Origin of the sequence: Variovorax soli, from assembly GCF_031454625.1 — a bacterium.
GTDB classification, from domain to species: Bacteria; Pseudomonadota; Gammaproteobacteria; order Burkholderiales; family Burkholderiaceae_C; genus Variovorax; species Variovorax soli_A.
Map to the genome: position 1 here is coordinate 506,173 of NZ_JAVDRF010000001.1, position 16,535 is coordinate 522,707.

18 protein-coding genes are annotated in these 16,535 nt (G+C 64.7%); 4 read left to right on the top strand and 14 right to left on the bottom strand.

Features of this window, described 5'->3' with window-relative positions; all coding sequences use genetic code 11:
- The 9 genes from J2739_RS02470 to sucC form a co-directional block, all read right to left on the bottom strand.
- Complete coding sequence (locus J2739_RS02470; protein WP_309898166.1) at positions 1–1,773, bottom strand: PglL family O-oligosaccharyltransferase; 1,773 nt, start codon at positions 1,771–1,773, stop codon at positions 1–3.
- Positions 1,774–1,779: 6 nt separating this feature from the next.
- Positions 1,780–3,177 (bottom strand): O-antigen ligase family protein, encoded by a 1,398-nt coding sequence (locus J2739_RS02475; RefSeq protein ID WP_309898168.1) that lies wholly within the window; start codon positions 3,175–3,177, stop codon positions 1,780–1,782.
- 40 nt (positions 3,178–3,217) lie between these two features.
- Positions 3,218–3,667: a pilin gene (locus J2739_RS02480; RefSeq protein ID WP_309898170.1), complete on the bottom strand. Its 450-nt coding sequence runs from the start codon at positions 3,665–3,667 to the stop codon at positions 3,218–3,220.
- Positions 3,668–3,870: 203 nt separating this feature from the next.
- Positions 3,871–4,680 (bottom strand): MBL fold metallo-hydrolase, encoded by an 810-nt coding sequence (locus tag J2739_RS02485; protein ID WP_309898172.1) that lies wholly within the window; start codon positions 4,678–4,680, stop codon positions 3,871–3,873.
- Between the two features lie 303 nt (positions 4,681–4,983).
- Positions 4,984–5,634, bottom strand: coding sequence for an FHA domain-containing protein (locus J2739_RS02490; protein ID WP_309898174.1), 651 nt, complete (start codon positions 5,632–5,634; stop codon positions 4,984–4,986).
- 67 nt (positions 5,635–5,701) lie between these two features.
- Entirely contained in the window at positions 5,702–6,511 is an 810-nt protein-coding gene (locus J2739_RS02495; protein WP_309898176.1) for a Stp1/IreP family PP2C-type Ser/Thr phosphatase, read from the bottom strand.
- A 33-nt stretch (positions 6,512–6,544) separates the two neighbouring features.
- The gene (locus tag J2739_RS02500) at positions 6,545–7,228 is read right to left on the bottom strand and encodes a TerC family protein (RefSeq protein WP_309898178.1); all 684 of its coding nucleotides are present in this window, start codon (positions 7,226–7,228) and stop codon (positions 6,545–6,547) included.
- 89 nt (positions 7,229–7,317) lie between these two features.
- The gene (gene sucD / locus J2739_RS02505) at positions 7,318–8,211 is read right to left on the bottom strand and encodes a succinate--CoA ligase subunit alpha (RefSeq protein ID WP_309898180.1); all 894 of its coding nucleotides are present in this window, start codon (positions 8,209–8,211) and stop codon (positions 7,318–7,320) included.
- Between the two features lie 11 nt (positions 8,212–8,222).
- Positions 8,223–9,386 carry an ADP-forming succinate--CoA ligase subunit beta gene (gene sucC / locus J2739_RS02510; protein ID WP_309898183.1) on the bottom strand — a complete coding sequence of 388 codons (1,164 nt, stop codon included), beginning with the start codon at positions 9,384–9,386 and terminating at the stop codon, positions 8,223–8,225.
- 191 nt (positions 9,387–9,577) lie between these two features.
- On the opposite strand from sucC, the gene argC reads away from it, so the two are divergent.
- Positions 9,578–10,507 carry an N-acetyl-gamma-glutamyl-phosphate reductase gene (gene argC / locus J2739_RS02515; protein WP_309898185.1) on the top strand — a complete coding sequence of 310 codons (930 nt, stop codon included), beginning with the start codon at positions 9,578–9,580 and terminating at the stop codon, positions 10,505–10,507.
- A 24-nt stretch (positions 10,508–10,531) separates the two neighbouring features.
- Here the strand turns inward: argC and recX are convergent, their stop codons facing one another.
- Positions 10,532–10,981, bottom strand: coding sequence for a recombination regulator RecX (gene recX, locus J2739_RS02520; protein ID WP_309898186.1), 450 nt, complete (start codon positions 10,979–10,981; stop codon positions 10,532–10,534).
- A 9-nt stretch (positions 10,982–10,990) separates the two neighbouring features.
- Entirely contained in the window at positions 10,991–12,058 is a 1,068-nt protein-coding gene (recA, locus tag J2739_RS02525) for a recombinase RecA (RefSeq protein WP_309898189.1), read from the bottom strand.
- A gap of 148 nt (positions 12,059–12,206) precedes the next feature.
- On the opposite strand from recA, the gene J2739_RS02530 reads away from it, so the two are divergent.
- Genes J2739_RS02530 through J2739_RS02540 form a run of 3 tightly spaced genes read left to right on the top strand, consistent with a single transcriptional unit; the run spans position 12,207 to position 14,907 of the window.
- Entirely contained in the window at positions 12,207–12,692 is a 486-nt protein-coding gene (locus tag J2739_RS02530; protein WP_309898191.1) for a MarR family winged helix-turn-helix transcriptional regulator, read from the top strand.
- A gap of 60 nt (positions 12,693–12,752) precedes the next feature.
- A complete protein-coding gene (locus J2739_RS02535) occupies positions 12,753–13,424 on the top strand; it encodes a response regulator (protein WP_309898192.1) in 672 nt (223 codons plus the stop codon).
- A gap of 34 nt (positions 13,425–13,458) precedes the next feature.
- On the top strand, positions 13,459–14,907 hold the full coding sequence (locus J2739_RS02540) for a sensor histidine kinase N-terminal domain-containing protein (RefSeq protein WP_309898194.1): 1,449 nt from the start codon (positions 13,459–13,461) through the stop codon (positions 14,905–14,907).
- On the opposite strand, the gene J2739_RS02545 is transcribed toward J2739_RS02540, so the two are convergent.
- The 3 genes from J2739_RS02545 to J2739_RS02555 are packed head-to-tail and all read right to left on the bottom strand — an operon-like array spanning position 14,904 to position 16,455.
- Positions 14,904–15,113: a sporulation protein gene (locus tag J2739_RS02545; RefSeq protein WP_309898196.1), complete on the bottom strand. Its 210-nt coding sequence runs from the start codon at positions 15,111–15,113 to the stop codon at positions 14,904–14,906. The two genes, J2739_RS02540 and J2739_RS02545, sit on opposite strands and share 4 nt — an antisense overlap.
- Positions 15,114–15,115: 2 nt before the next feature.
- Complete coding sequence (locus J2739_RS02550; protein ID WP_309898198.1) at positions 15,116–15,913, bottom strand: biotin--[acetyl-CoA-carboxylase] ligase; 798 nt, start codon at positions 15,911–15,913, stop codon at positions 15,116–15,118.
- A 2-nt stretch (positions 15,914–15,915) separates the two neighbouring features.
- The gene (locus tag J2739_RS02555) at positions 15,916–16,455 is read right to left on the bottom strand and encodes an SET domain-containing protein (protein WP_309898200.1); all 540 of its coding nucleotides are present in this window, start codon (positions 16,453–16,455) and stop codon (positions 15,916–15,918) included.
- Positions 16,456–16,535 lie beyond the last annotated feature (80 nt).

Below are 16,535 nucleotides of genomic sequence, written 5' to 3' on the forward strand. Positions count from 1 at the left end.
TCAGTGGAGTGCGAGATCAAGACGGGGAAACGGTACCGGCTTGACGCCCGGATGTTCGCTCAAGAATTCGCCCCAAGCGACTCGTAGCTTGTCGCAGTAGGCCGCCGAGAAGAGCAGGCACGAATGCCACAGCGCTTCCTGTGCAGCGAGGGGTTGCCCATTGAGCGTGGCGGCCTTGGCATATCGCAAGAGCGCGGTCTCAATAGGATAGCGCTTTGCCGTCACGCGCAGGCGCTCGATTTCGGTCGCCGGCATGCCCTCGCGCGGCGCGATTCGGAGATTAACTAGCGCGGCCTGCAGGCCGTTCAAGATATGAATGTCAGGCGGCGGAGGAGGCGGTCGAACACCGATATTTGCGGCTCGCAAGCGCTGGGATTGCAGATCCAGTTCGATGGCACGGTAGTCCTTCCATATAAGAAGCAGGACGCAGCCGAGCACAATTACGAGAACCACTGATATGACGCGTGGCAAGCGGACGGGCGCAACGAGGGCCGAGCGCGCGTTCAGGACACCCATCATCAGCGCGACCGGAATCAGGAAGAACGCTTTGCAATGCGGAAGCTCGACCAAGCTGTGCATTGTGAATATGCCGATGGCCAGGAGGATCACGATCTGCTCTGCGTGGGCGGCGCGCCGCGCCTGCCACCACAACCAAAGGCCTAGTAGTCCGGCGATGGACAGGCCGAGAGGCACTCCATTCCACACCATCAAGTCGAGCAAGACGCTGTGGGCGTGTTGGATACCCATTCCTAAATCGGCATACTGGGGCAGTTCGTCGACTTGGACCAATCGTCCCTGGTTCCAGCCGTAGCCCAGCCATGGTCGATGCCGTATGCCATCGACCATCATGGACCAAATCTCCGGTCGGAGCCCCGACCTCAGACGCGAAGCCAGACTATCGGCTGCGCCCGCGCCGATGAGTTCGGTTGCGAATGTCCAACCGAGCCCCAGCACTGCAAACCAGAGCCCAAGCCCGACGAGTGCCCGCCTATGCTTCTTGACCCCCAACAAAGATGGAAAGACCCATGCGACGGCAAGCAGGAACGCAACGCCGGTCCAGCCCATGCGGGACTGTGTGCTCGCGACTCCGACCAACAAGGTGGCTGCGGCGCAGACGGCAACCCGTCCGCCGATGCGCTGACGGATGTAGCCCCACCATACGCCGATAAGCCCCCACAGCACCAGAGTGCTCAGCTCATTGGCTTGGCCTACATTGGCCATCGGACGGTTGCCTGTCGAAATGGGCGCCATCAACGGGCCCCAGTCGAGCAGGAGCCATTGCGCCAGCGCGAGTGCAGTGGAGGTGAAGGCGGCAATGACCAGGCCGGCAAACAGAGCATCCGGCAGGCGGCCCGGGGCCAGAACTTCACACGACCTCGCGATCGCAACCGATGCGGCACAGCCGAGGAGATACACGCTGACCAGAGGCGCCTCGGCAGGAAACGCGAACATGCCGCCAGCGGCCTGAAAAAGGGGAATAAGCGCAGCGACAGCGAAGCCTCCAGCGAGCAGGTCGAAATCCATTCGCCTACGCCGCATCACCACCCACAGCGCAAGCGGCAGCACCGCCAAACCTGCAGTGACCTCGCTATAGAGCGTGGGCCACGGATCGGAATGCACGGGAATCAACCAAGGCAGGGCAAAGCAAAAGGCCAGCAGCAACCAGTTCACGCCCATTGATGGATTGCGAGTCGAGCGCGCGTCTACCGCCGGGATTCTCACCAAAGTCTGGGATGGATTCGACATAAGGCAAGACAGTTTGTTCGTGGTCAAGCGCAGCTACTGCCTGGCATCAACTCTGTCGAGATGAAGGACGGCACCGCGCTGCCAGAAGCGTGGTGGGGACGTGCTGCCCGAATCATTGGATGATGCGCGCGAAAGCACATCGCCACCATGCACAGCCCACATGCCAGTCAGCAGCGCCGCGGATACCAGCATGATCGGTGCCCGCGTAGCCACATTCTCGCCTGGAGCAGCCGCTGCTGCGGCCGCACTGGTCGAGTGTTTCCGGTAACGTGCCAGCGCCCATCCAGCCGTCCAAATGATCAGAAGTTGACTCAAGGGATATATAAAGGCACCCGATAACAGACTGTTCATAACACAAGCTATTAGGGCGCCAAGGCAAAACGGCGGAACCCGGCGATGCCCGCGGACTAATCGGTAGACAAACACGCCAACGAGAACCACGACACCTGTGCCCAACAGGCCGTACTCCCCAATCCATTGCAGTGCGATATTGTGGGGGTGCATCGCGATTACCAGGCCATCGTGCCGGCCAAACTGATCGCCCCCTATTCCCATCAATGGCGATCGGATCCAGGATTCCACGGCGCCGTCCCACAAATTGCTTCGGTACGAAGTGGTTAGGCGAAACACGGTCCTGGTCGTATGGTCGGAGTCGAAGAGCCATCGCATTGCATAGAACAACGCCCCAGCGACCGCAAGCGACGAGACCGGCAGACGAAGCATGGCAGCATCCCTTCGAAGGACCCCCAGCAGCAGCAGCGCGCCGATCGCGGACAGCAGTACCGAACGGGCGCCGTCCTGCCAGAGTGCCAGTAGATAAAGCGTCGAAAGCAGCCAAACTAGCGGAATGATGCGCGCTCGCGCCAACCCACCCGGCCGATGCCAAAGCAGGAACAGGCATGGAAGCAAGGCGTCGTCGAATTCGCGGATTGTCGAGAACACTAATTGCCAGTCGTTCCATGTGCCGCTTATGAAAAGATCGATGGTGCTCAGGAACATCAGCCAGACATTGAGCAGCGGGGCCAGGGCCAGGATCAGCGCACTTCGATCCTGGCTTTGCGGGTCGCGTTGGAAGAGCCTCGCATAAGAGAGCACCCCTAGAAACAGCATGCCATACAGCGTGGCGTCGGCGATGGAAAACGGCGACCACCCCCCGCCGTGCAGACAAATCGCAAGAAGAGCTAGCAAAATTGCCCCGGCCCAGAGGCCGGACCGCCGTTCGCCATGAATGACCATGGGCAGGCGAGGTGCGGAAAAGGCAATCAGAATCGACAGGCAGATGATCTGCGCCTTTCGGTAGAAATCGTAAGGGTCTGCGATCCTAAGAAAGGTGATGACGCCGGAAAACGCGACTACGGCGAACGCGGGAATCATCCACGCCAAAACGCCTTCTGCGAAATTTCGATGCGTCATATAGGGAAGTGAGAACAAAAAAGCGGCCTCCAGGGCCGCTTCTATCGTTAGTCCACGCTCAAGTGGGGCGGCACTCGGACGGGAGGTACTTCGCAGAAATCGCGGACGACGAGCACGTCCATTTCAGTTGGCCAGTGTTGGAACCGACGGCCACCGGGGTCAGGAGAATATCGCCGGTGGCGTTGGGCACAGTTGACGTAATAGTCACTATCCCGGTGGTATCCGTAATGGTTATGTTCGAGACGTATTTCGTGGGGCCAGGGAATTGGTAGCCCGTGCTGGATGCCGTCACCGAGCCAAGCGCACCCAGCGACGAAGTCGTTTCAGCGACAGCCAGCTTAGCCGGAGCGCCCATGACAAGCGCTTCGGAAATTTTGGCGCGGGTCGTGTAATCCTGATACGCCGGCAGCGCCACAGCCGCCAAAATACCAATGATCGCCACAACGATCATCAATTCGATAAGGGTGAAACCCTTCTGCACGTTGCGTGCGATGGAACGACGGTTCATTCAAGAAACTCCTGGTTGGTTGAGGGCCCGAGGAAGGCCCCCGGTGCGTTCAACCTTCCGCAGCATCTGTGCCACCGCTGTGCAGAGGCAGCAACGCAGTAAAACGGCTTAATGACTTGCCGGCCCGTTACAGGGAGTGACACATCTTGTTGCGGCGGGGCCAAGGGTCCTGACAAAATTTGTCATCTCCGCGGCGCTCCAAGTCATACCTGCAGCACTCCCGCCGCCTCCAGCCACCGAATATCCCAGCCCCGGCCCCCACCGTGCATCTGCGAGCCATCCGCCAGTGCGGCGATCTGGCTCATGATCTCGCCGGTCTCCGCTGGCTTGGTGTGCGTGATGTAGATCGGATAGTCCTTGCCGGCCGCGATATGCGCCAGCTCATCCGCCAGGGTGGCCGGTGACAGGTGCAGACTGCGTCGCGCCAGCGCCTGCTCGCGATTGCTGAAGGCTGTCTCGATCACCAGCATCGCCACATCCAGCTGATTCACCCGCTGCCAGAACGCGGGATTCCGCTCGGTATCCCCGCTGAAGACCCAATGCGAGCCGCCCTTGGCGCAGCGCACGGCATAACCGCAGGCGGGCACGGTGTGGACGGCCGGGAGCACCTCGATGTTCTTGGGCGCCTTCGTGCCGAGCTGCAGCTCCTGCCCGATCACGATGTCGTGGAAGCTCACGAACGGCGCCTCCAGGCTCGGAATGCTCGAAAAGTCCGGCCAGATGACGTTGTTGAACACGTGGGCCCGCAGCGCCTCGATGGTGGCGCGCAAGGCGTGCACGCGCAGGGGCTTGTGGCGGCGACTGGCCACGGCATCCAGCATCAGCGGCAGGGCGGCCACATGATCGAGGTGGGAATGGGTGAGGACCACGTCGTCGATGCCGCCCATCTCGTCGAGACTGAGGTCACCCACGCCCGTGCCGGCGTCGACCAGCAGATCGCTGTCGACCAGGAACGAGGTCGTGCGGCAGTCCTTGGCAATGGCGCCCGAGCACCCCAACACGCGCACCTGCATTTGCGGAAGCCCTTATTTGCTATTTACTGTCGAACCGGGTTGCGCCGTCCCAGTCGGAGTCCTTGGGCTGCAACGCCAGCGAGGCTAAACGCTCGGCACACAGCTGGTAAAGGACTTTTTTGGCATCGATGGCCAGCAGCGGAGGCAGCAGGTCTGCGCTTGGTGCCAAACCTGCGCGCGGTAGCGCCAGTGTACGAGTCCAGCGCACAAGCGAGTTGTGCGACCCCTCCGCCGAATCACCCATGCGCCCTGAGGATGTAACTTGCCCTGCCGGCCCGTTGCAGCCCCCGCCGGTCAAAGCGCTCAGTTGGCGACGAATTGCATCCGGGTGCCGCCGAGCTCGAGCACGTCCCCATCCTGCAGGGCGACGGCCTCGTTGCCCAGGGGCTCGCCATTGAGGGCCGTGCCGCCATCGATGGGCGCCACCACATAGCCGTGCAGGCGTCGCGTGACCGCCGCCACGGCGACCCCGGGCTTGCCGATGGTGGTGACGACCTTCTGCAGCGAGAGCTCGCGGCCGGCACCGCTGCCCGAGAGCACGCGAATGACGGCCACGCCCGTGGAGCCGCCCAGCGGCGTGTGGACGGTCGGCGCGGAAGAAAGAGGGATCGGCTCCGAGGAAGCAGCGAGGATGGAGAGGGCATGCCCGGCGCCCTCGGTCGCGCCGCCGCCCACCACATAGCGGATCTTGTATTTGCCGACCTCGATGACGTCGTTGTGCTCGAGCGCCTGCTTTTTGACGGCACGTCCGTTGACGTAGGTGCCGTTGGTGCTGTTGAGGTCTTCCAGGTAGACGTCGCCGCCGATCATGTGCAGCACCGCGTGCTCGCCGCTGATTGCCAGGTTGTCGATCACGATGTCGTTGTAAGGTCGCCGTCCCAGGGTGGTGCGGTCCTTGGCAAGCGTCACTTCCTTGATGACGACACCGTCGATCGAAACGATCATTTTCGGCATGGCCGACTCCTGGATCTCATTTGTTGTATCACGGCGGTCACCTGCAGTGAATGCTTGCCGAGCCCGGCTAACCGGATGCCTGCGCCGCGTCGCTCGAACCGGCCCTGGCCAGAACAACCGAGATGTTGTCCTTGCCGCCATTCTCGTTCGCGGCCGCAACCAGAAGTGCTGCTTTTTCCGACAGGTCCGTCTCTTGTAACAAAATCGTGAAAAGCTGCCCATCGGGCACCATCTCGCTGAGTCCGTCCGAACATAGCAGGAAAACGTCCCCGGCTTTCACGTTGTGCTCGTGCATTTCGAGCTCGACGTGGCGTTCGATCCCGAGCGCCCGCGTCACTAGGTTCCGGTGCGGCGACAGGCTCGCCTGTTCGGGCGTGATGGCGCCGGCGTCGAGCTGCTCCTGCAGCAGGGAATGGTCGCGGGTGAGCAGCTCCAGCTTGTCGTCGCGCAGGCGGTAGCAGCGGGAGTCGCCGATGTGGCCCACGATCGCGCGGCGGGGGGCGAAGGCGGCCAAGACAAGCGTGGTGCCCATGCCCTGGAGTTGCAGATTGGCCACGCCGGCTTCGAGGATCGCGGCATTGGCCTCGTCCGTCCCGGCTTGCAGCGCACGCTTGATAGCCCGCGGGTTGGCGCTCGGACCGGCGTGGGCGAGCCAGCGGCCGAAGGAGGCCTGCAGCAACGCGACGGCCATGCCGCTGGCCACCTCGCCACCGTTGTAGCCGCCCATGCCGTCGGCCAGCAACACCAGGCCCAGCGCGGCGTCGAAGGCGATCGTGTCCTCGTTGTTGGCGCGCACTCGGCCGGGGTCGGTGAGCGCGGCGAAATCCCAGGTGAGCGACCCGGTGTCGGGGGAAACGGGTTCGCCTAGGTTCGCCATGAATGAGTCAAATTGGGGGTGGAGGGGGCGCGATCATGGCATGGCCGAGGCCGCGCGCCGCTGCTGCCACTTGCCAAAGGCCACGACGAAGACGGCACCCGCGGCCGCGCCGGCGTAGTGCAGCCAGGGGTTGGCCGCGAGCGCGCCGCGCAGAGCGACGTCGCTCACGATGGTCTCGCCGCCGACCCAGCCGATCAGGGCGGCGCCGAGCATGATGATGATGGGGAAGCGCTCCATGAGCTTGATCATGAGGGTACTGCCGAAGATCACCAACGGGATGCTGATGGCCAGGCCCAGGATCAGCAGCACCATGCTGCCCTGCGCCGCGGCGGCGACGGCGATCACGTTGTCCAGGCTCATCACCAGGTCGGCCAGCAGGATGGTCCGCACCGCGGCGAGCATGCTGCCGTACTGCTTTTCCTCGCCGTTGTCCTCATCCTCGTCCCCCAGCAACTGCACGCCGATCCACAGCAGCAGCGCGCCGCCGAGGATCTGCAGGTAGGGCAGGGCCAGCAGCTTGGCGGCGACCACGGTCAGCAAGATCCGCAGCACCACGGCAGCGCCCGAGCCGAAGATCACGGCCTTCTTTTGCTGCGCCGCCGGCAGCGAGCGTGCGGCCATCGCGATCACCACCGCGTTGTCCCCGGAAAGAATGATGTTGATCCAGACAATCTTGACGAGCCCAATCCAGAAGTCTGCAGTTTGCAAATAATCCATGTCTCTTTTCCACTGTTATGTATTGAAAAAGCGCCCGCAACGTGAATTGCGAGCGCTTTTCTTCTGGTGTGGCGGGGAGGGCGGCGCTTCTAGATCTGCGCCTTAAGAAGCTTGCCGAGCTCCGAGAAGTTGCGAGTGATCTTGAAGCCGGATTCTTCCATGATCGCGAGCTTGGCTTCCGCTGTGTCTGCGCCGCCCGAGATCAGGGCGCCCGCATGGCCCATGCGCTTACCCGGGGGTGCGGTCACGCCGGCAATGAAGCCGACCACCGGCTTCTTCATGTGCTCCTTGCACCAGCGCGCGGCATCGGCCTCGTCGGGGCCGCCGATCTCGCCGATCATGATCACGGCGTCGGTGTCGGGATCGTCGTTGAAGGCCTTCATCACATCGATGTGCTTCAGGCCGTTGATCGGGTCGCCGCCGATGCCCACGGCGCTCGATTGGCCCAGGCCGATTTCGGTGAGCTGCGCCACGGCTTCATAGGTCAGCGTGCCGGAGCGGCTGACCACGCCGATGCGGCCTTTGCGGTGGATGTGGCCGGGCATGATGCCGATCTTGATCTCGTCGGGTGTGATCAGGCCGGGGCAGTTCGGGCCGAGCAGCAGCGTTTCCTTGCCGCCCGCGGCGACCTTGGCCTTCATCTTGTTGCGCACCTCGAGCATGTCCCGCACGGGGATGCCTTCGGTGATGCAGATGGTCATGTCCAGATCGGCCTCGACGGCTTCCCAGATGGCGGCGGCGGCGCCGGCCGGCGGCACGTAGATCACCGAGACGGTGGCGCCGGTCTGCGTGGCGGCTTCCTTCACCGAGCCGAAGATCGGAATGTTGAAGATCGACTCGCCGGCCTTCTTCGGATTCACGCCGGCCACGAAGCAGTTCTTGCCGTTCGCGTATTCCTGGCACTTCTCCGTGTGGAACTGGCCGGTCTTGCCGGTGATGCCCTGGGTGATGACTTTGGTGTCTTTGTTGATGTAGATCGACATGACGTTGTTCCTTAGGCTTTGACCGCTGCAACGACCTTCTGGGCCGCTTCCGCCATGGTGTCTGCACTGATGATGGGGAGGCCGGACTCGGCCAGCAGCTTCTTGCCTTCGGCTTCATTGGTGCCCTTCATGCGCACCACCAGCGGCACCTGCAGGTTCACCGCCTTGCAGGCGGCAATCACGCCGGTGGCGATGGTGTCGCACTTCATGATGCCGCCGAAGATGTTGACCAGGATGGCCTTCACGTTCTTGTTCTTCAGCATGATCTTGAAGGCCTCGGTGACCTTCTCGGGGGTGGCGCCGCCGCCCACGTCGAGGAAGTTGGCCGGCTCGCCGCCGAACAGCTTGATGGTGTCCATGGTGGCCATCGCGAGGCCGGCGCCGTTCACCAGGCAGCCGATGTCGCCGTCGAGGCTGATGTAAGCCAGGTCGAACTTGCTGGCCTCGACTTCGGCGGCGTCCTCTTCATCGAGGTCGCGCAGGGCCACGATCTCGGGATGGCGGAACAGCGCATTGCTGTCGAAGTTGAACTTCGCGTCCAGCGCAACGATGTTGCCCTTGCTGTCGCGGTTGAGGGGGTTGATTTCCACCAGAGACGCGTCGGTCTCCATGTAGCAGGTGTAGAGCTTCTTGAAGACGTCGACGGCCTGCGCGGTCGAGTCGGCCGGGATGCCGATGCCGTCGGCGATCTGCCGGGCCTGCGCATCGGTCAGGCCGTCCTTGGGGTCGGCAAAGACGGTGATGATTTTCTCGGGCGACGAATGCGCCACTTCCTCGATGTCCATGCCGCCCTCGCTCGAGGCGATGAAGGCCACTTTCTGCGTCGCGCGGTCGGTCACGGCCGAGACGTAGTATTCCTTCTGGATGTCGGCGCCGTCCTCGATGTAGAGGCGACGGACCTTCTGGCCTTCGGGGCCGGTCTGGTGTGTCTTGAGCTGCATGCCGAGGATTTCGCCGGCGAGCCGCTTGACGTCGTCGATGCTCTTGGCCACCTTCACGCCGCCGCCCTTGCCGCGGCCGCCCGCGTGGATCTGGGCCTTGACCACCCACACGGGGCCGCCGAGTTTCTGAGCGGCCTCGACCGCCTCCTGAACCGTATATGCCGGAATGCCTCGCGGCACAGGCACACCGAACTTGGCAAGAATTTCCTTGCCTTGATACTCGTGAATCTTCATGAGGGTCTCTCGGGGAACGAGGTTGGGGGAAACGGGAGAATTTAGGTGTTGGCCTCGGGCCACGGCGCATGGGTTGGCCGGGCGAAGGACAGCAGGCGACTGTATCATGGTGCGCCGCATCAACGGCGGCTTGCCGCTGTGGTGACTACGTAACTTCTTCTTACGCCCGCCCCCTCCCCAAGGCTTCCACCATGCCCAAGGTCTTCATCGACGGCGAAGCCGGCACCACCGGCCTCCAGATCCGCGAGCGGCTCCAGAAAATGCCGCAGATCGAACTCGTGAGCATCGCCCCCGAACTGCGAAAGGATGTGGCCGCCAAGCGCGAATTGATGGCGGGCGTCGACCTGGTGGTTCTCTGTTTGCACGACGATGCAGCGCGCGAGTCCGTGGCACTCATCGACCAGCTCGAGGGCCAGGGCCGCCGCCCCAAGATCATCGACGCCTCGACGGCGCACCGCACGGCCGCCGGCTGGGTATTCGGTTTTCCCGAGCTGATGGCCGGCCAGAAGGAAGCGGTGGCAAAGGCCGAGCGCGTGGCCAACCCGGGCTGTTATGCGACCGGCGCCATCGCCATCGTCCGGCCGCTGGTCGACGCCGGCCTGCTGCCGGCCGATCACGCCATCGCCCTGCCTTCCGTCAGCGGCTACTCGGGCGGCGGCCGCACCATGATCGAGGCCTACGAAAAGGGCGAGGCGCCGTTGTTCGAGACCTATGCCTTGGGCCTCAAGCACAAGCACATCCCCGAGATCATGAAGTACACCGGCCTGACACGCCGGCCCGTGTTCATCCCTTCGGTGGGCAACTTCAAGCAGGGCATGCTGGTGCAGTTGCCGCTGCATCTCGACCAGCTGCCCGGCAAGCCCAAGGCCGGCGACCTGCAGGAGGCGCTGGCGGCGCACTATGCGAAGAGCAACACGCCCGAGCAATTCGTGAAGGTGTTGCCGCCCACCGAAGACGGCAAGCTCGACGCTTTGGCCCTCAACGACACCAACGATCTCGAGATCCGCGTGTTTCCGAACGAGGACCACCGTCATGCGGTCGTCATCGCCCGCCTGGACAACCTCGGCAAGGGTGCCAGCGGCGCAGCGGTGCAGAACCTCGAACTGATGCTGGGGCTCTGAGACCGAGGCGACGGCTAGGCGGGATCAATCGTCGAAGTCGTCGCGCAGCACCTTCGCCACCACACCTGCGGCGAAGCCGCGCGCCAGCATGAAGCGCGCCTGCTTCGCGCGCTCGGCTGCATCCCGCGGCGGTGCGCCGAAGCGCTGCTGCCAGACCTCCCGTGCCCGCTGGAGCTCGCTGCCCGTCAAGCCGGCAATCGCCTCGGCCACTGTCTCGGGCGCAATGCCCTTGTGCAGCAGTTCCTGACGCACGCGCGCCGCGCCGTGGCGGGCCGCGCGCCGGTGCAGTACGGACTGCACCACTCTCGCCTCGCTGATGAAGTCCTTGGCGGCCAGCTCGTCGAGCGCGCGCGCCAGCGTGCCGGGCTCTTCCTCGTACCTGGCCAGCTTGCGTTCGAGCTCGCTGCGGGAATGTTCACGCTGTCCGAGCAGGCGCAGGGCGCGGCCTTTGAGGGAAGGAGCGCTGGAGGCCATCACCGGTGATCAGGACCCGGACGCAGCCTCGCCCGCGTCCTCGGGCAGCAGCGGAATGCCCAGCGACTCGCGCACCTTGTTCTCGATCTCGCGCGAGAGCGCCGGGTTTTCGCGCAGGAACTCGCGCGCGTTGTCGCGGCCTTGCCCGATCTTCTCGCCGTTGTAGGCGTACCAGGCGCCCGACTTGTCGACGATCTTGGCGTTCACGCCCATGTCGATGATCTCGCCCTCGCGGCTGATGCCCTCGCCGAACAGGATGTCGAACTCGGCCGTCTTGAAGGGCGGCGAGACCTTGTTCTTCACCACCTTGACCTTGGTCTCGTTCCCAATCGCCTCGTCGCCCTTCTTGATGGTGCCGATGCGGCGGATGTCCAGCCGCACCGAGGCGTAGAACTTCAGCGCATTGCCGCCGGTGGTGGTTTCGGGCGAGCCGAACATCACGCCGATCTTCATGCGGATCTGGTTGATGAAGATGACCATGCAATTGGTCTTCTTGATCGTGGCGGTGAGCTTGCGCAGCGCCTGGCTCATGAGCCGCGCCTGCAGGCCGGGCAGCGAGTCGCCCATCTCGCCCTCGATCTCGGCCTTGGGCGTGAGCGCGGCCACCGAGTCGACCACGATCAGGTCGACGGCGCCCGAGCGCACCAGCGAGTCGACGATCTCCAAGGCCTGCTCGCCGGTGTCGGGCTGGCTGATCAGCAGGTCGGACAGGTTCACGCCCAACTTCTGCGCGTACTGCACGTCCAGCGCGTGCTCGGCATCGACGAAGGCGCAGGTCCCGGCCTGGCGCTGCATCTGGGCGATGACCTGCAGGGTGAGCGTGGTCTTGCCGGAGGATTCAGGGCCGTAGATCTCGATCACGCGGCCGCGCGGCAGGCCGCCGACGCCGAGAGCGATGTCCAGGCCCAGCGAACCGGTGGAGACCACCTGGATGTCCTCCAGCGCCTCGCCCTCGCCCAGCCGCATGATGGTGCCCTTGCCGAACTGCTTTTCGATCTGCGCCAGGGCGGCTTGCAGGGCTTTGGCTTTTTCAGTGTTGGCGCCGGCGATGCTGACACCCTTGACGGTTGCGTCCATTGGGGAAATCTCCTTGAAGATCAATGGGTTATGGGGGATTCATCCCTGTCTGCGTTTAATGACAGCCTGGATGCTTGAACAGTAGTGTAGAGGTTGATACGTGTGAGTAAGCAGGTTTTTTGGTCAGCTTGGCTTACTATCAAGTCTGATGAGCGACCTCCATTTCCCGATCGATACCGACGCTTGGCGCCAGACCCACCTGGGCCGCTTGCTGGGCCACGCCATGCGCCGCTTCGATGAGCGCGTGCTGGCCCTGATGGCGCATGACGCCGACGTACCGCTCGCGCTGTCCAACCTCGCGGCGCGTGCGCAGGTCAGCGCTGCCCACGTCCACATCACGCGCCATCTGGCACGCGAGGGTTCGCGGCTGACCGAACTGGCCGAACGCGCCGGCATGACCAAGCAGGCCATGGGCAAGCTGGTCGACCAGTGCGAAGCCTGGGGCCTGGTGACCCGCGCGCCCGATGCGCGCGATGCCCGCGCCCGGCGCGTGCTGTTCACCGCCGACGGTCTCGCCTGGCTGGAGGCTTTCCGCAAGGCGGTGGCGGTGGCCGAGGGCGAGTTCCGCGCCAGCGTCGGCGACGAGATCGCTACCGTGGTTTCCATCGGGCTCGAAGCCTATGTGGCCGCCTAGAATCCTGAACGGGAGACGGCCCGGCGGCCCGCGCAAGCCCGCCATGTGTGGAGACGCGGCATGCGAATACTGATTGCGGAAGACGACCAGGTCCTGGCGGACGCGCTGCTGCGCAGCCTGCGCACCTCGGGCTCGGCGGTGGACCATGTGGCCACCGGCTCGCAAGCCGACGCCGCGCTGATGACCAACAGCGAATTCGACCTCCTGATCCTCGATCTGGGCCTGCCCAACATGCATGGCCTCGACATCCTCAAGCGCCTGCGCGCCCGGGGCTCGCAGCTGCCGGTGCTGGTGCTGACCGCGGCCGACAGTGTGGAGGAACGCGTCAAGGGCCTGGATTACGGCGCCGACGACTACATGGCCAAGCCCTTCTCGCTGCAGGAGCTCGAGGCGCGCGTGCGCGCGCTCACGCGGCGCGGCATGGGTGGCACCAGCAATTCCATCAAGCATGGTCCGCTGGTCTACGACCAAGCCGGGCGAGTGGCGACCATCGACGGCAAGATGATCGAGCTGTCGGCGCGCGAGCTGGGTCTGCTCGAGGTGCTGCTGCAGCGCGCCGGCAGGCTGGTGAGCAAGGACCAGCTGGTCGAGCGCCTGTGCGAATGGGGCGAGGAAGTGAGCCTCAACGCGATCGAGGTCTACATCCACCGCCTGCGCAAGAAGATCGAGAAGGGTCCGATCCACATCGCGACCGTGCGCGGCCTCGGCTACTGCCTCGAAAAGATTCCCTGATCCGTTTCGTCCGCCTTCTTTCCCAAAGCGCTCGGTGAAGCTCTTCCAGCGCGCGCAGCGCTCCCTCTTCGGCGAGATCCTCGATTGGATGCTCACGCCGCTCCTGTTGCTGGTGCCGGTGAGCATCGGCGTCACCTGGCTGGTGGCCCAGGGCATCGCCAACGCGCCCTTCGACCGCGCGCTCGAATACAACGTACGCGCGCTGGCGAAGGTGGTGGACGTCACGCCGGGCCGCGAGCCCTTCGTGCTGCCGCCCTCCGCGCACGAGATCTTGCGCGCCCACGATGCGGACCACATCTACTTTCAACTGCGGAACGGCGATGGCCAACTGCTCGCCGGCGATCGCGACGTGCCGCAACCCAACACCGACGACGTGCCCACGCCGGGCGTGGTCTACCTGCACACCGGCGATCTCCATGGCCAGCCGGTGCGCGTCGCCTCGCTGTGGATCGCCGGCCCGACACCCGAGTCGCCCCCGGCGTTGCTGCAGCTGGCCGAGACGCGCGAGAAGCAGTCGGTACTCGCCGGCGAAATCATCAAGGGCGTGCTGCTGCCGCAGTTTGCGATCCTGCCCCTGGCCGTGCTGCTGATCTGGCTGGCGCTGGTGCGCGGCATCAAGCCGTTGTCGGTGATCGAGGCCCGTATCCGCGAGCGCCGGCCCGGGGACCTCAGCCCGCTGGATGAATCCCTGGTGCCGCTCGAGGTGGTGCCGCTGGTGCTCTCGGTCAACGATCTGCTCAGCAAGCTCAACGACTCCATCGGCACGCAGAAGCGCTTCCTCGCCGACGCGGCGCACCAGCTCAAGACACCGCTGGCCGGGCTGCGCATGCAGGCCGACCTCGCGCAGCGCGAGGGCGCCAATGCCGACGAGCTCAAGCAGTCGCTCAAGCAGATCGGCCGCGCCAGCGTGCGCGCCACGCACACCGTCAACCAGCTGCTGTCGCTCGCGCGCGCAGAGGGCAGCGGCGCAGCCGTGGCGCGCCAGCCTTGCGACCTCGCCAAGCTCACCATCGAGGTGGTGCGCGAAGCCGTGCCGCGCGCCATCGAGAAGCGCATCGACCTGGGCTACGACGGGGCGGAAGCAGGCGCGCCGGGCGTCCAGCTGGAAGGCAATGCCACCTTGCTGAAGGAGCTGGTGCGCAACCTGGTCGACAACGCAATCAACTACACGCCCTCGATGCCGGGGCGCCCCGGCGTCATCACGGCGCGCGTCCTGGGCGACCCCTTCGGCCGCATCATCGTGCTGCAAGTGGAGGACAACGGCCCGGGCATCCCCGAACACGAACGCGAGCTGGTGTTCGAGCCTTTCTACCGCGTGCTCGGCAACGAGGCCGACGGCTCGGGCCTGGGACTTCCGATCGTGCGCGAAATCGCGCGGCAGCACCATGCGACGGTGGAGCTGGAGGACGCGCACCCGGGCCAGCACCCGCCGGGCATACGCTTCAGCCTGCGTTTCGACGCCAATGGGCGCGAAGAGACCTAGGGCTTGGGACCGGGGCTCGAGGGGCCGGTGCCTTCGTCCTTGCGGATCTGCAGCAGCTGCGGACGGATCTGCTGCGTGAGCCGCTCCGGCTCGCTTTGGCTGAGCCGCGCCGGCACGGTGCCGAACATGGCGAGCCCGCCCCGGGCCCAGGCGAAGTAGATCAGGTTCGCCAGCAGGAGGAGAGCGACGAGCACGCGCAGCCGCATGATCATCCGTTCGACGGCGTCGGCCGCACGCTGACCTCGGCACTGGTAATGGTCTTCATACCGGCGGGCGTTTGCACCAGCAGCTCGCCGCCCCAGCCGACGCCGGCGCAGCGGCCGGTGGTGCCGTCGCTGAGCTGCACCTCCCGGCCGCGCAGGATGTCCCGTTGCGCGAAGCGCTCGGCGAAGGGCACGAAGCCACGATCGCCGAACAGCAGCACGTGCGCCACCAGCGGCGGCACGATCTCGCGCAGCAGCCGGGGCGCGGTGGCATCCGGGCGCCATTGTGCGATCCAGGCCGGCGCGGTGCTCATGCCCGTGTCCTCGCGCGCGCCGATGTTGATGCCGATGCCGATCACCAGGTAGCGCTCGGCCGTGCCGTCCTGGGGCAGCGCGGTCTCGATCAGGATGCCGCCGACCTTGCGGTCCTCGACCCACAGGTCGTTGGGCCACTTGAGTGCCACGCGCACCTCGTTCGAGGGGTCCAGGCTTTCCGCGACGCTGACGCCGACCGCGAGCGAGAGCCCCGACCAGTCCCGTGGCAGCAGCGGCAGGCCCAGCGAGAAGGTGAGCGAGGCGGGCTCGCCCGCGTCCTGCGCGCTTTGCCATGCCCGGCCCATACGCCCGCGCCCGGCGGTCTGCCGCCGGGCGGCCAACAGCACCGGCTGCGCACGGCCTTCGCGGGCCCGCCGCATCAGCTCGCTGCTGGTCGAGTCGATCTCGTCCACGACTTCGACCGCCAGGCCCGGCAGCAGCGGGGCGACGGCGGCGGCGATCTCCTCTTCGAACCAGGGGGCGGCCATGGTCAGTGCTTGCCGTTCTTCCTGGCCTTTTTTTCCTTCTTGTCTTTTTTCTTTTTCTTGTCCTTCTTCTTGTCGTCCTTGGGCGCGAGCAGGGTGCCGCGGCATTGGTCGGAACCGCACCAGCAGGGGAAATCGGCCTTGAGCTTCTTCGTGTAGGGCTCGTCGATGATCAGGCCGTAGTCGTAGTTGAGCTCCTCGCCGGCGGCGATGTTGCGCAGCGCCTTGATGAAGACGCGTCCCTTCTCCTCGTCGGCCTCGCAGTTGGGCTCGCAGGAGTGATTGATCCAGCGCGCCGCGTTGCCCTTCACCCCGCCGTCGATCACGCGACCGTCATCGATGTGGAAGTAGAAGGTGTGATTGGGCTGCTCGGGATCGTGCGGATGGCGCCTGAGCGCCTCCTTCCAGGTGATGAGCTCGCCCTTGTATTCGATCAGCGTCTCACCCTCGGCGATGTCCTGGATGGCGAACACGCCGTTGCCGTGAACGCCGGAGCGCCGCGTCTGGATGCGGCGACCGCCGCCTGTGGGGGATTTGGAAGGCATCGCCGAAGTCTGTTACTTTGAATATGTACGCATGCGCGTGCGCGTGCGCACGCGAGAAGCCGCAGATTGTAAGGATGAGT